A 14,863-nucleotide genomic window follows, 5' to 3' on the forward strand; every position below is an offset into this window, starting at 1 on the left:
AAGCTTCGAGGCGTCTTTTCGTTCCCGGCGGCACCTATGGTAAACTAATTCCTAACCTGGTTCGGCGATGAATGGTCTTTCCTGAGACAGAGAAAGGGGAAAAGATGTCCGTTCGCAGTGCCGCAAAGCGTTTTACCAGCGTCATCGCGGCAGCCAGCCTCTCGCTCGCCCTGCTGATGCCCGTCCCGGCGTTCGCCGATGCCGGTTTCCGGCAGTGGGTCGCCGGCTTCCGCGCCACAGCCGTGCAGAGCGGCGTTTCCGGTGCCCTCTACGACCAGGCCTTCAGGGACATCCGGGATATCGACCCGGTGGTGCTGGAAAAGGCGCGTACGCAGCCGGAATTCACCGCACCTGCCTGGGACTATTTCGACAACCGCGTCCATGACCAGTCTGTCGCCGTCGGCCAGCAAATGGCCAAGAAGTGGAAGCCGTGGCTGGACAGGATCGAGGCCAGATTCGGCGTCGACCGCTACATTCTGCTCGCCATCTGGTCGATGGAATCGAACTATGGCGAAATCCTCAAGCGCGACGACATCATGCGCAACGTCGTGCGCTCGCTGGCGACCCTGGCCTATGCCGATCCGAAACGGGCGAAATTCGCCCGCACCCAGCTGATCGCCGCACTCAAGATCCTGCAGACCGGCGATATCGACGAAAGCCATCTGAGCGGGTCCTGGGCCGGCGCCATGGGCCACACCCAGTTCATCCCGACCAGCTATCAGCACTATGCCGTCGACATGGACGGCAACGGCAAGCGCGACATCTGGAATTCGATCCCCGATGCGCTGGCGACGTCCGCCAACCTGTTGAAGAAGAATGGCTGGCAGGCCGGCAAGACCTGGGGCTATGAGGTTAGCTTGCCGGCCGGCAAGCTTCCTGGCGGCTCGAAGACGCTGTCGCAATGGCAGGCGCTCGGCGTCGTCAGGGCCAACGGCAAGCCGTTCAAGAACGGCTCCGACAAGGCGACGCTGAAAGTGCCGGACGGCCGCGGCGGTCCAGCCTTCCTGATGATCAAGAATTTCTCGGTCATCAAGGCCTACAACAATGCCGACAAATATGCGCTTGCCGTCGGTCTTCTCGCCGACGAAATCGCCGGCTCCAGCGGTCTCGTGCAGGACTGGAAGCGGCCTTTCACCAAGCTCACCTTCGAGGAAAGGCAGGAGCTGCAGAAACGGCTTTCCCAGCATGGCCTCTACGACGGCAAATTCGACGGCAAGATCGGCGACGGCTCGAAAACCGCCATCATGGCCTTCCAGGCCAAGGCCGGATTGACCCAGGACGGCTATCCGAGCATGGAAGTGCTGAAGTGGCTCCGGCAGAAATAGAGCCACCTACGGTGCCGCGTAGCCTTCCGGACGCGCAAAGGACACTGTAGCAATCTGTTTGGTGCAATGCCCTTTAAAAAGTCGACGCGACTTTTCAAGGCAGTGCGCCACGGGATGGAGGAAACGATTGGCTTCGGCTGCGCGCATCGCAGGGCTTGTTCGTCGCATGCCGGTGCTGATTCTGGCCGTCGTCGTGCTCGCCGTCGGCGTGGCTGGCGCCTTCCATGCGCCGGCCATGGCGCAGGAGCAGCAATACCGCGGCTGGTCGTTGCGTGACCTTCTGTTTCCACGCCGCAGCGAGCGGATCGAGCCGCCGCTGAACATCCAGAAGGCGAAGCCGAAGCCGCGCAAACCCCGCGTCCCGCGTGCGCCGGCCGAACCGCAAATGCCGATCGCCGAGAAAGTCCCTGATGCCCGCACCGTCCTGGTGGTCGGCGATTTCATGGCGTCCGGGCTGGCCGAAGGCCTCGACACCGCCTTTGCCGAAAACACCGGCATCAGGATCGTGGCACGCAGCAATGGCTCGTCCGGCTTCGTGCGCGATGATTTCTACAACTGGCCCGAACAGATCAAGACGCTGATCGAGACCGAGAAACCGGCCGCCGTGGTCGTCATGCTGGGTTCCAACGACCGTCAGCAGATGAAGGTGGGGGATGTGCGCGAGCAGCCCCGGTCCGAGAACTGGACCAAGGAATATGAGCGCCGCACCGATGCACTCGGTAAGGCCATCGCCGACGCCAAGGTGCCCTTCCTGTGGGTTGGCATGCCGGCCTTCAGGGTGCCGAAGATGACCTCCGACATGCTGGCGTTCAACGACATCTACCATCAGGTCGCCGAAAGCCATGGCGGTGAATTCGTCGACGTCTGGGACGGCTTCGTCGACGAAAACGGCGCTTTCGTCACCAGCGGTCCCGATATGAACGGCCAGCCGGTGCGGCTGCGAGCCGATGACGGCATCAACGTCTCGAAGGCCGGCAAGCGCAAGCTCGCCTTCTATACCGAAAAGCCGCTGATGAAGATCCTGGGCCTCGCCGCGCCGGGAAGCGTGGCCCCGGCAACCGCGCCGGCGGGTGCGCCCGTCGAGGCGCCGGGGCCGGCCGCCGCGCCCATCGTCATCGATCGCACCGCGCCGATGCTGCTCAGCGATCCGGCACTCGATGGCGGCTCCGAACTTCTCGGCGCAGCCCCGCCGGCAAAGGCCAATTCGGACCTGCCCGGTGAAAAACTGGTAGTCGAGGGCAAGGCGCCGGAAGCCTCGCCCGGCCGTGCCGACGATTTCTCCTGGCCACCCCGGACGCAGCCTGCGGCGGCAGCAGCACCCGGCACGACGACGGCGATCAACCCTTAGAAGCTCCCCTGAGCCCGTTTCGAAATTCGCTCCCGCGAGTCATTGGTGGCGGTTTCGAGAACCGGCGCGGAGCGTACGTCAAAGTACGTGAGCACACCGGAAGCGCAGAAAACGCCTCCAGATGGCCGCGCGGGAGTAGAATTTCCATCGGGCTCAGCTCGGTAGTACGGTCGACCCCATCAATGCCTCGTCGATCGAACGCGCCGCCTGGCGGCCCTCGCGGATCGCCCAGACGACCAGCGACTGCCCGCGACGCACGTCGCCTGCCGCATAGAGCCTGTCGACGCTGGTCTTGTAGTCGCGGTCATTGGCTTCGACGTTCCTGGAACGGCGGCTGTCGGTGACGATCTTCATCTGGCCGTCCAATTCCCCAACCAGGCCGGCGGTGGCCGGGCCGGCGAAGCCGATGGCGATGAAGGCGAGATCGGCGCGGATGACGAATTCGGTGCCGGCGATCGGCTTGCGCTTCTCGTCGACCTCGCAGCACTTGACGCCGGTCAATTGGCCTTCCTCGCCGATGAACTCGAGCGTCGCCACCTGGAATTCGCGCTCCGCTCCTTCGGCCTGCGAGGACGAGGTGCGCATCTTGGTCGCCCAGTAAGGCCAGACCGACAGCTTGTCTTCCTTCTCCGGCGGCTGTGGGCGGATGTCGAGTTGTGTGACGCGCACGGCGCCCTGGCGGAAGGCGGTGCCGACGCAGTCGGACGCGGTATCGCCGCCGCCGACGACGACGACATGCTGGCCGCCGGCGATGATCGGATGCGACGGCCAGGCCACCGACTGGATCGGCTCGCCGCCGACCCGCCTGTTCTGCTGCACCAGATAGGGCATCGCATCATGCACGCCGCCGAGATCGTCGCCCGGGATGCCGGCCGCGCGCGGTGTTTCGGAACCGCCGCAATAGAGGACCGCGTCATGTTCGGCGAGCAGTTCGGCAATCGGTTTGTCGACACCGACATTGACGCCGCAATGGAAGGTCACGCCCTCACCCTGCATCTGCTCGATGCGCCGGTCGATATAGTGCTTCTCGATCTTGAAGTCGGGAATGCCGTAGCGCATCAGTCCGCCCGGCCGGCTTTCGCGTTCATAGACATGGACGTCGTGGCCGGCGCGGCCAAGCTGCTGGGCAGCCGCCATGCCGGCCGGGCCAGAGCCGATGACGGCGACGCGTTTGCCGGTCTTCCTCTCTGGCGGATAGGGCCTGATATGGCCGGTCTCATAGGCCTTGTCGGCGATCGCCTGCTCGACCGTCTTGATGGCGACGGGAATGTCCTCGAGGTTCAGCGTGCAGGCTTCCTCGCAGGGCGCGGGGCAGATGCGGCCGGTGAACTCCGGGAAGTTGTTAGTCGAATGCAGGTTGCGGATCGCGTTGTCCCAGTCACCATTGTAGACGAGGTCGTTCCAGTCCGGGATCTGGTTGTGGATCGGGCAGCCCGTCGGTCCATGGCAGAACGGAATGCCGCAATCCATGCAGCGCGCGGCCTGTTTCTCGACCTCCTTGTCCGACATCGGCAGCGTGAATTCGCGGAAATGCCGGATGCGGTCGGAGGCCGGCTGGTACTTGTGCACCTGCCGGTCGATTTCGAGAAAGCCTGTTACCTTGCCCATAGTCCAGTTCCTGCTGTCCAGATGGTGCGGTTTTCGCCGCACCCGTTAACCTCTCGAGGCAGCCATGGCAACCTTGCCTTCGAGGTCAAGCTGTCGATGAAAGTGGGCCGGGAAACCTGGGCCTCCCGGCAACTGCCAAGTCTATTCCGCGGCCACGCCCATGCGCATGCGTTCCATCTCGATCAGTGCGCGGCGGTATTCGACCGGCATGATCTTGCGGAATTTCGGCCGGAAGGTCGTCCAGTCGTCGAGGATTTCGCGACCGCGCACCGAACCGGTGTAGTGCACATGGTTCGAGATCAGCTGGTAGAGCCGCTCCTCGTCATGGCTGGTCATGTCGCCGGACACGTCGACGCGCCCCTTGTGGTCGAGGTCGCCGCCATGGTGCAGCAGCCTTTCCATCAGGTCGTCTTCTTCCGGAACCGGTTCCAGCTCGACCATCGCCATGTTGCAGCGCTCGGCGAAATCGCCCGCCTCGTCCAGCACATAGGCGACGCCGCCCGACATGCCGGCGGCGAAGTTGCGGCCGGTCTTGCCGATGACGACGACGATGCCGCCGGTCATGTACTCGCAGCCATGGTCGCCGACGCCTTCGACGACGGCGGCCACGCCCGAATTGCGCACGGCGAAACGCTCGCCGGCGACGCCGGCGAAATAGGCCTCGCCCTCGGTCGCGCCATAGAGCACCGTGTTGCCGACGATGATGGATTCAGCCGCGACGATCTTGGCCTCTTCCGGTGGCCGGATGACGATACGGCCGCCCGACAGGCCCTTGCCGACATAGTCGTTGCCGGCGCCGACGAGATCGAACGAGATGCCGCGCGCCAGGAAGGCGCCGAAGGACTGGCCGGCAGTGCCGGTCAGCTTCACCGAAATCGTATCCTCGCGCAGGCCCTTGTGCTTGAAGCGCTTGGCCACTTCGCCCGAGAGCATGGCACCCGTCGAGCGATCGACATTACGGATGTCGACCTCGATCTTGACCGGCTGCTTGCTTTCGAGCGCCGGCTTGGCCATTTCGATCAGCTTGCGGTCGAGTACGTCGTCGATCGGGTGCTTCTGCCGCTCGGTCCAATGCACCGCTTCATGCGGCGCGTCCGGCTTGAAGAACATCTTCGAGAAATCGAGCCCGCGCGCCTTCCAGTGCACGATCAGGTCGCGCTTCTCCAAAAGGTCGGTGTCGCCGATGATCTGGTCGATATGGGTGTAGCCCATCTCGGCGAGCAGCTCCCTCACCTCTTCCGCCACGTAGAAGAAGAAGTTGATGACATGCTCGGGCGTGCCCTTGAAGCGCTTGCGCAGCACCGGATCCTGCGTCGCCACGCCGACCGGACAGGTGTTGAGATGGCACTTGCGCATCATGATGCAGCCGGCCGCAATCAGCGGCGCGGTCGAGAAGCCGAACTCGTCGGCACCGAGTAGCGCGCCGACGATGACGTCGCGGCCGGTGCGCAAGCCGCCGTCGACCTGCAGCGCCACGCGTGAGCGCAAGCCGTTCAGCACCAGCGTCTGGTGCGTCTCGGCAAGGCCCATTTCCCACGGGCTGCCGGCATGCTTGAGCGAGGTCAGCGGCGAGGCACCGGTGCCACCATCATAGCCCGAGATGGTGATGTGGTCGGCGCGCGCCTTGGCGACGCCAGCCGCAACCGTGCCGACGCCGACTTCCGACACCAGCTTGACCGACACGTCGGCCGCTGGGTTGACGTTCTTCAGATCGTAGATCAGCTGCGCCAGATCCTCGATCGAATAGATGTCGTGATGCGGCGGCGGCGAGATCAGGCCGACGCCCGGCGTCGAGTGCCGGACCTTGGCGATGGTCGCGTCGACCTTGTGGCCGGGCAATTGGCCGCCCTCTCCGGGCTTGGCACCTTGCGCCACCTTGATCTGCATCATGTCGGAATTGACGAGATATTCGGCCGTCACGCCGAAACGGCCCGAGGCTATCTGCTTGATCGCCGAGCGTTCCGGGTTCTTGCCGCCGCCGGGCAGCGGCAGATAGCGGTCGGCCTCTTCGCCGCCCTCGCCGGTGTTGGACTTGCCCCCGATGGCATTCATGGCGCGCGCCAGCGTGGTGTGCGCCTCGCGCGAGATCGAGCCGAAGGACATCGCCCCGGTCGAGAACCGCTTGACGATGTCGGCCGCCGACATGACGTCGTCGAGCGCGACCTTCTTGCGGCCGGTTTCTTCGGCCAGTTTGATCCTGAACAGGCCACGAATGGTCTGGGCCCTGGCCGTCTCGCTGTCGATCTGCGCGGAATAGTCCTTGAACGTCTCCCACGAGCCCTGGCGCACGGCGTGCTGCAAGGTGGCGACCGCATCCGGTGACCACATATGCGCCTCGCCGCGCATGCGGAACATGTATTCGCCGCCGACTTCCAGACTGTTGCGCAGCACCGGATCGTTGCCGAAGCCGTCATTGTGGCGGCTGAGCGTCTCGGTCGCGATCTCGTCCAGCCCAACGCCTTCGATCAGCGTCGCGGTGCCGGTGAAATACTGCTGCACGAAATCGGTCTTCAGCCCGATGGCGTCGAAAATCTGCGCGCCGCAATAGGACTGGTAGGTCGAGATGCCCATCTTGGACATCACCTTCAGGATGCCCTTGCCGATCGACTTGATGTAGCGCGTGACGACTTCGTAGGCGTCGACCTCCTTCGGCAGTTCGCCGCGCTTGTGCATGTCGAGCAGCGTGTCGAAGGCGAGGTAAGGGTTGATCGCCTCGGCGCCATAGCCGGCAAGGCAGCAGAAATGATGCACTTCGCGCGGCTCGCCGGACTCGACGACGAGGCCGACCGAGGTGCGCAGCCCCTTGCGGATCAGGTGGTGGTGCACCGCGGCCGTCGCCAGCAGGGCCGGGATGGCGATGCGGTCAGGCCCGACCTGGCGGTCGGACAAGATGATGATGTTGTAGCCGCCGGCGACTGCCGCCTCCGCCCGCTCGCACAAGCGGTCGATGGCGCCCTGCATGCCCGCGGCCCCTTCATTCGAGCCGTAGGTGATGTCGATCGTCTTGGTGTCGAAGCGGTCCTCGGTGTGGCCGATGGAGCGGATCTTCTCCAGATCGCCATTGGTCAGGATCGGCTGGCGCACCTCGAGCCGCTTGCGGCGCGAATTGCCGACCAGGTCGAATATGTTCGGCCGCGGCCCGATGAAGGACACCAGGCTCATCACCAGTTCCTCGCGGATCGGATCGATCGGCGGGTTGGTGACCTGGGCGAAGTTTTGCTTGAAATAGGTGTAGAGCAGCTTCGACTTGTCCGACATCGCCGAGATCGGGGTGTCGGTGCCCATCGATCCCACGGCTTCCTGGCCGGTCGTCGCCATCGGCGACATCAAAAGCTTGGTGTCTTCCTGGGTGTAGCCGAACGCCTGCTGGCGATCGAGCAGGCTGACATCCTTGCGCAGCGCGCGCGGCTCGACCGGCTTCAGGTCTTCGAGGATGAGCTGCGTGTTTGCGAGCCAGGTCTTGTAGGGATGCTTGGTCGCGATCTCCGACTTGAGCTCCTCGTCGGAGACGATGCGCCCCTTCTCCAAGTCGATCAAAAGCATGCGGCCGGGCTGCAGCCGCCACTTCTTGACGATCTTCTCTTCCGGCACCGGCAGCACGCCGGCTTCCGAAGCCATGATGACGCGGTCATCGTCGGTGACGATATAGCGCGCCGGGCGCAATCCGTTGCGGTCGAGCGTGGCGCCAATCTGGCGGCCATCGGTGAAGACGACCGCCGCCGGTCCGTCCCACGGCTCCATCAGCGCGGCATGGTATTCGTAGAACGCCTTGCGGTCCGCATCCATGAGCTTGTTGCCGGCCCAAGCTTCCGGGATCAGCATCATCATGGCGTGGCTGAGGCTGTACCCGCCCTGGAACAGGAACTCGAGCGCATTGTCGAAACAGGCGGTGTCGGACTGGCCTTCATAGGAAATCGGCCACAGCTTCGAGATGTTGTTGCCGAACAGTTCGGAATCGACCGATGCCTGTCGCGCCGCCATCCAGTTGTTGTTGCCGCGCACCGTGTTGATCTCGCCATTGTGGGCGACCATGCGGTAGGGATGCGCCAGCTTCCACGACGGGAAAGTGTTGGTCGAGAAGCGCTGGTGGACCAGGATCAGCGCGGTTTCGAAGCGCGGATCGGTCAGGTCCTTGTAGTAGGCACCGACCTGATAGGCGAGGAACATGCCCTTGTAGACGATGGTGCGCGCCGACAGCGACACGCAGTAGGAGCCGATGTCCTTGTTGTCGTTCTCGGCATAGATGCGGCCCGATATGACCTTGCGCAGCAGATAGAGCCTGGCCTCGTACTCCTCGTCATCGGGAATGTCTGATGTGCGGCCGATGAAGACCTGCCGATGGAACGGTTCGGACGCGACGATGTCAGGCGCCTTCGACAGCGACGAATTGTCGACGGGCACGTCACGGAAACCGATGAGCGGAAGCCCCTCGGACTGCGCCGATTCGGCGATGATGTCCTCGATATGGGCGCGAAGTGCTGCGTCCTGCGGCATGAACCAGTGTCCGACTCCGTATTGACCCGCCGGCGGCAGTTCGATGCCCTGGGCTGCCATCTCCTCGCGGAAGAAACGGTCGGGAAGCTGCACCAGCACGCCCGCGCCATCGCCGACCAGCGGATCGGCGCCGACGGCGCCGCGATGCGTCAGGTTTTCGAGCACGGCAAGGCCGTCCTCGACGATCTGATGCGACTTCACGCCCTTCATGTTGACGATGAAGCCGACGCCGCAGGCATCATGTTCGTTGCGCGGATCGTAGAGGCCCTGGGCAGAAAAGCCGGTTCGGCCAATATTGGAGCGGCCAATGTCGGTTCGGCCAATCTCGGTTCGGGACGCGGTTTTGACGGTAGCCGCTTTCGTCTGCGCGGCCTGGCCGTTCGTCGCAGAGTGCGTCATGTCCGTCATCTCTTGGTCCTCCATTCCCAGCCCTTCGGGCGCTGGTCTGCCCCGGCAAGCGCCTGGCTCACCCTGATCCTTGCGGCACGTCTTGCGAAATCCTTGCCGAACCAAGCGGCTTTCCGCATGGTTCGTATTCGTACAGGCCAGCGTCTGGCTGTCCAACCCGTCGCCCGCAGCAACAGCCGGAGAGGCCCAAATGATACGCCAATCCAGCTCGTTTTGTGCGACAAAATAAGACAGCACTACTGTCCTAAATTTTTATGACAGAATTTCTGGACGCATACAAGACCGATTCACAAAAAACTTGTGCCGTCGGCGACATAAAATTACGTGAAGTTGAGGAAAAACGTAAGCTTCAGTCGCCGACCGCTGCCCCGGCCATGCCGACTGGCTTTAATGGTTTTCCGGCGCTTGGCCCTTGCGGTCACCATGCGAAACCGGTCAACCTTAGCCCGATTTCCCCAAAAACACAGGCAGATGCATGTTCTTCGCTTCCGACAATTGGGCAGGCGCCCATCCCAATATCGTTGCCGGCCTTTCGGCCAATGCCGATGGTTTTTCCACCGCCTATGGCGACGGAGCGCTCGACCAGGCCGTCTACCGGCGCTTCAACGAGATTTTCGAGCGCGAGGTCGCGGTGTTCTTCGTGGCGACCGGCACGGCCGCCAACTCCCTGTCGCTGACCACCTTCAACAAGCCCGGCGGCATTTCCTTCGCCCACCGCGAATCGCATGTCATCGAAGATGAATGCGGCGCGCCGGAATATTTTTCCGGCGGCTCGCGGCTGCATGCGATCGACGGCGCATTGGGCAAGATCGACCCGCACAATCTTGAAAGGATCATCGGCCGCTTCGCCCCCGAAATCGTCCATTGGGGACGGCCGATGGCTGTCTCGATAACCCAGTCGACCGAGGTCGGCACCATCTACGGGCTGAACGACATTGATGCGATCTCGGCCATCGCCAAAAAGCATTCCGTGCCGCTGCACATGGATGGCGCCCGCTTTGCCAACGCCCTGGTCGCGCTCGACACGACGCCGGCGGAAATGACCTGGAAACGCGGTGTCGACGTGCTGTCCTTCGGCGGCACCAAGAACGGCTGCTGGTGCGCCGAGGCGATCGTACTGTTCGATCTCGACCGGGCCAAGGAATTGGCCTTCCTGCGCAAGCGCGCCGCGCAACTGTTTTCGAAATCGCGCTTCGTCGCGGCGCAGTTCGAAGCCTATTTCAAGGATGGATTGTGGCTCGACACCGCCCGCCACGCCAATGCCATGGCCGCGCGCCTTGCCGCGGCGATCGAGGATTCGGCCACGGCAAAGCTGGCCTGGCTGCCGCAGGCGAACGAGGTTTTCGCAGTGATCAAGAAAGCCGAAGCCGAGAAGCTGCAGGCAGCCGGTGCTGCCTTCTACGACTGGCACAGGCCGCATGGCTTTGACGGCCATATCAGCGAGGACGAGTTGCTCTATCGCTTCGTCACCAGCTTTGCCACGACGGCCGATGAGGTCGACCGCTTTGGCCAGCTGATCGCTGGATAATTGATATCCCGGACAACAAAAAAGGCGGCGCCCTTCGGCGCCGCCTTTGCCTTGGGAGGCTATTGGTTTAGTTGGCGGTCTTTAGTTGGCGGTCTTGGCCTCGATCTGCTTGGCCTTGGCCGGAGCCGAGGTGATCGCGATCTTGCGCGGCTTCAACTCCTCGGGAATGTTGCGCTTGAGGTCGACGAACAGCAGGCCGTTCTTCAGAGCGGCGCCGACGACTTCAACATGGTCGGCAAGCTGAAAGCGGCGCTCGAAAGCTCTCGAGGCGATGCCGCGATAGAGCAGTTCGGAACCTTCGCCGGTGCCCTCGTCCTTGCGCTCACCTTTCACGGTCAGCACGTTGCGATGGGCTTCGATCGAGATTTCCTCGTCCGAGAAGCCGGCAACGGCCATCGAGATGCGGTAGGAATCCTCGCCGGTGCGCTCGATGTTGTAGGGCGGATAGGTCTGCGCGCCATCGGGCTGCGCAAGCGAATCGAGCATGGTGAAGAGACGGTCGAAGCCGACGGTCGAGCGATAAAGCGGGGAAAAGTCAACGTGACGCATGAGGTGTTCTCCTGTTGAGCAACATGGTTTGCGTATGGCCGGTGCGAAACCCTTGAGCGGCGTTTCGGCTGGACCAGCGGCCCCGATATTGGCGACCGCATCCGACATTTGGGGAGCGCTCGAAGGCATTTCAAGATTTCGCCTGCTGGCAAAAAGCCGCGCGGCTGTTCGTTGATGAACGGCAGATGAACCGGTGCTTCGGCGCGCGTTCAGACAGCCGGCGCTAGAGTGACTTCAAGATCAAGGACTGGCGGGTGCCGACTGAAGAACAGGCGCCGCAACGAGGCCGACCGGGGTGTAACGTCCCTTCCTCCCGGATCGACAGAGGCCGGAAGCGCGCTTTCAAGCGGCTTCCGGCCTTCCCCATTGTGGGTCTCCCGTCACCGGGAATTCCTTTGCTTTTGGCGCATGGGCGTCTATCACCTTAGCAGAGCCAGCCAGCACCGGCGGGCACGAGCACGAAGCGCCGAATGACGGATCTTGTCCCAGACATCCCCCTTTTTCACGAAATCGAGGGCAATCCACGACCGGAAAACGCCAGCGGCGGCTTCTTCACCACCCGCGACCGCAAGAAGATCCGCTACGGCCTGTTCGGCGCGGTCGCTCGTCCGTTGAAGGGCACCGTGGTCGTGCTCAACGGCCGCAACGAGTGCATCGAGAAATATTTCGAAACCATCCGCAATCTTGCCGACCGTGGCTTTGGCGTCGCCACCCTCGACTGGCGCGGCCAGGGCGATTCTTCCCGTCTGATCCGCGATCGCCAGCGCGGCTATGTCCGTAGCTTCCGCGACTACACCGCTGACCTGGAGCAGTTCTTCGAGGAGATCGTCCTGCCCGACTGCCGCGGCCCCTACTACATCCTCGCCCATTCAGCCGGTGCGGTGATCACGCTGCTCGCCACGCCGTCGATGGTCAACCGCGTGCGGCGCATGGTGCTGATCGCGCCATTCCTGACCGTGCCCGATCTGCCGGTCTCGATATCGACCGTTCGCCGCGTCTGTTCGTTCTTCTGCGCGATCGGCCTAGGCCGGCTCTATGCCGCCTGGGGTCCACGGCCGAAGATGACGGCGCCCTTCGAGACCAACAAGCTGACGTCCGACCCGGTGCGCTATCGGCGCAACACGCGGATCTACGAAGAGTACCCGCAGCTGGCGCTCGGCGGCCCGACGATCCGCTGGCTGCAGGCCGCCGCCAAAGCATCCGAGGCTGTCACCGACCCCGACTTCATGGCTCGCATTCAGGTCCCCATGCTGATAATCGCCGCCGGCGCCGACCAGGTCGTCTCGACCAAGGCGGTGGAAGCCTATGCCAGGCGTCTGCGGCTCGGTTCGCTGCTGATGATCGACGGCGCCCGCCACGAAATCCTGCAGGAGGCCGACATGTACCGCGAGCAACTCCTCGCCGCCTTCGACGCCTTTATTCCCGGCAGCGACGACCCTACGGTCTGACAGGCGCCGATCACGTCACGCCTGGCGGGCGAACTCCATCACCCAGTTGGTCTCCCAGCTCGTGCCGCCATCGAGCGAAAATGCCTGTTCCCAGCGCGCCGAATTCTCCATCATCCGTGACCAGAGGAAACGAACCTGGATCGGCCGTCCGTCGAAGACATCCTCACACAGGAACGTGCCGACACCGTCGGTGAAGGCGCCGCGCACCGGCACATCGATGGTCAGCGGGTTGCGACCGTCGATCCACCAGATCGACCATTGCCGCGTCGCCGGATCGAAGGTCCGCACCGTTGCGGCACGATAGGCGCCGTCCGGCAGCTCGATCACGTTGTCGTCGACATTGCCGAGACCGCCGAGCAGTGGGCGTACCTCGCATGTGCCGCCGAATTCGTCCCAGTTGGTGTCGCCCGCCAGGCGCTTTTGCAGCCTTCGATGGCTGACATCCCAACTGCCGAAGAAGAAGTCGAAATCGCTACGCCCGTCCGTCTGACCGTCATTGGCGTGGCCGGCTGTTGATTGCATCGGCATGTCTAGTCCTCCTCTGGAATAGCCCTTCCATAGTCGGTGCCAACTGACACCCTGTTGTCAGTAGGGATGGGCCGGCGGCGCCGGCGGCACACAAAGTGCTAAAGATTCTGACAGCCCGCGCCGTCCCGCAGTGCTCATCTGCCCGCGTCGAACTGAACGCCATGGAGATGAGATCATGACCGAGAAAACCTGCGCCGCCTGCGATTGCCAGCTGGACGCCAACCCGATCTGCGTCAAGGTCGGCGGCAAGACTGTCGAAGTCTGCTGCGAGGAATGCGCGCAAGCGCTTAACGAAGCCGGCGCCTCGGCGGCCGGCGCCGGGGAGGACTGAGCGATGCGCCCCGATCATACAGCGGCAACGCAATGCCTGGCCGACGCAATCCCCGCACTCAAGCCAACGGTTCGAGCATCGGACGCCGCAACGATCCGGCAGGCCCTGCGTGCACGACTCGTGGCTGCGGCCAGCTGGGTCAGCTATCAGATGGAGCGGCGCCGAAGCCGGCGCGCCTTGCTCGAGATGACCGACGACCAGCTCAAGGACATCGGTCTGTCGCGCGGTGAAGCCTACTCAGAATCAACGCGTCGGCTGTGGGATTGATGCATGTCGCCCAAAAAGTGCTCCCGGTTTCGGGGCGACGAGGAACAGAAACTCCAAGCGTCGCGTGAATCCGTTTTGACGCGACGCGCCTTAAGAAGCAGCCTGCCTGGAAGTCTCCTGACAGGAATGGGCGGGCCGATTGCGTAGAGTGCCGATGCAGGACCCATGGTCCGGCGCAGGGAAACAACGCAATGGCCATATCGCAATTCACGGTCCAGCCGCTTCTCGACACCGATACTGTGAGGGTGCGCGACGTCGTCTGCAGCGGGCAATGCCGGCACAGGAGCGAGGAAGAGTGCACGTCGGCGACGCATCTTGTGTTTCCCCACCGCGGCGTCTTCGTGCGCCATGTCGGCCGCAACGACGCGGTCGCCGAAGCCAATCAGCTGCTGTTCTTCAACGTGGCGGAAGCCTATCGGATCAGCCACCCCGTCGAGGGTGGCGACGCCTGCCTCGATCTCGTCGTCGAGGAGGCACAGCTGCTGGAGCTGGCGCCCAAGGAACAATTGCGCAGCGGCGCCACCCCGGCATTTCGTCGCCAACGCCGACGCATCGACCCGAGGGCGCAGGCTTTGGTGGCTTTGCTGCGCCACAGCTTGAGCCGCAACGTCGCCGAAACGCTCGAGGCAGAAACCCTGGCGCTGACGCTGGTGCGGCGCTCTCTCGGCGAGCGAACCTCGCATGTCGCCGGCGCCAGTCCGGGCCGGCAGAAACTGGTCGACCGCGCCAAGCTCGTTTTGTCCTCGGATCTGTCGCGACGCTGGACACTGGCAGAAATTGCCGCCGAGGTCGGCGTCTCGCCGGTCTACCTGACGCAAGTGTTCCAGCAGGTCGAGGCCATGCCGCTTTATCGCTATCATTTGCGCCTGCGGCTGGCGCGCGCGCTCGACCTGCTTGGCTGCTACGACAATCTGACGACGCTTGGCATGGACCTTGGCTTCTCCAGCCACAGCCATTTCAGCTCCGCGTTCAGGCAGGTTTACGGCCGCACCCCAGCGGAGTTCCAGCGCTCGATCAAGCCGCGTTGAA

At 63.4% G+C, this 14,863-nt stretch carries 11 protein-coding genes; 7 read left to right on the forward strand and 4 right to left on the reverse strand.

Annotated elements, in window-relative coordinates; translation table 11 throughout:
* Positions 1 to 104: 104 nt before the first annotated feature.
* Together HNQ71_RS28365 and HNQ71_RS28370 are read left to right on the forward strand one after the other, a co-directional pair.
* On the forward strand, positions 105 to 1,325 hold the full coding sequence (locus HNQ71_RS28365) for a lytic murein transglycosylase (RefSeq protein WP_184876644.1): 1,221 nt from the start codon (positions 105 to 107) through the stop codon (positions 1,323 to 1,325).
* A 127-nt stretch (positions 1,326 to 1,452) separates the two neighbouring features.
* Complete coding sequence (locus HNQ71_RS28370; RefSeq protein WP_184876646.1) at positions 1,453 to 2,673, forward strand: SGNH/GDSL hydrolase family protein; 1,221 nt, start codon at positions 1,453 to 1,455, stop codon at positions 2,671 to 2,673.
* Between the two features lie 153 nt (positions 2,674 to 2,826).
* Here the strand turns inward: HNQ71_RS28370 and HNQ71_RS28375 are convergent, their stop codons facing one another.
* On the reverse strand, positions 2,827 to 4,281 hold the full coding sequence (locus tag HNQ71_RS28375; RefSeq protein ID WP_184876648.1) for a glutamate synthase subunit beta: 1,455 nt from the start codon (positions 4,279 to 4,281) through the stop codon (positions 2,827 to 2,829).
* Positions 4,282 to 4,422: 141 nt separating this feature from the next.
* Complete coding sequence (gene gltB / locus HNQ71_RS28380; RefSeq protein ID WP_184876650.1) at positions 4,423 to 9,183, reverse strand: glutamate synthase large subunit; 4,761 nt, start codon at positions 9,181 to 9,183, stop codon at positions 4,423 to 4,425.
* Positions 9,184 to 9,658: 475 nt separating this feature from the next.
* Between gltB and HNQ71_RS28385 the strand changes: the two genes are divergently transcribed.
* Entirely contained in the window at positions 9,659 to 10,711 is a 1,053-nt protein-coding gene (locus HNQ71_RS28385; protein ID WP_184876652.1) for a threonine aldolase family protein, read from the forward strand.
* Positions 10,712 to 10,792: 81 nt separating this feature from the next.
* Here HNQ71_RS28385 and HNQ71_RS28390 read toward each other — a convergent pair whose 3' ends face one another.
* Positions 10,793 to 11,260, reverse strand: coding sequence for an Hsp20 family protein (locus HNQ71_RS28390; RefSeq protein WP_023759726.1), 468 nt, complete (start codon positions 11,258 to 11,260; stop codon positions 10,793 to 10,795).
* A 470-nt stretch (positions 11,261 to 11,730) separates the two neighbouring features.
* On the opposite strand from HNQ71_RS28390, the gene HNQ71_RS28395 reads away from it, so the two are divergent.
* On the forward strand, positions 11,731 to 12,708 hold the full coding sequence (locus HNQ71_RS28395) for an alpha/beta fold hydrolase (protein ID WP_184876655.1): 978 nt from the start codon (positions 11,731 to 11,733) through the stop codon (positions 12,706 to 12,708).
* A gap of 15 nt (positions 12,709 to 12,723) precedes the next feature.
* Here the strand turns inward: HNQ71_RS28395 and HNQ71_RS28400 are convergent, their stop codons facing one another.
* A complete protein-coding gene (locus HNQ71_RS28400) occupies positions 12,724 to 13,236 on the reverse strand; it encodes a DUF1579 domain-containing protein (RefSeq protein ID WP_184876657.1) in 513 nt (170 codons plus the stop codon).
* A 175-nt stretch (positions 13,237 to 13,411) separates the two neighbouring features.
* Between HNQ71_RS28400 and HNQ71_RS28405 the strand changes: the two genes are divergently transcribed.
* The 3 genes from HNQ71_RS28405 (at position 13,412) to HNQ71_RS28415 (ending at position 14,862) form a co-directional block, all read left to right on the forward strand.
* A complete protein-coding gene (locus HNQ71_RS28405) occupies positions 13,412 to 13,567 on the forward strand; it encodes a hypothetical protein (protein ID WP_184876659.1) in 156 nt (51 codons plus the stop codon).
* Positions 13,568 to 13,570: 3 nt separating this feature from the next.
* Positions 13,571 to 13,834, forward strand: a complete 264-nt coding sequence (locus tag HNQ71_RS28410; RefSeq protein WP_184876661.1) for a DUF1127 domain-containing protein — start codon at positions 13,571 to 13,573, stop codon at positions 13,832 to 13,834.
* A 197-nt stretch (positions 13,835 to 14,031) separates the two neighbouring features.
* Positions 14,032 to 14,862, forward strand: a complete 831-nt coding sequence (locus HNQ71_RS28415) for a helix-turn-helix domain-containing protein (protein WP_184877131.1) — start codon at positions 14,032 to 14,034, stop codon at positions 14,860 to 14,862.
* Position 14,863 lies beyond the last annotated feature (1 nt).

Source organism: Mesorhizobium sangaii, assembly GCF_014207355.1.
Classification (GTDB): domain Bacteria; phylum Pseudomonadota; class Alphaproteobacteria; order Rhizobiales; family Rhizobiaceae; genus Mesorhizobium; species Mesorhizobium sangaii.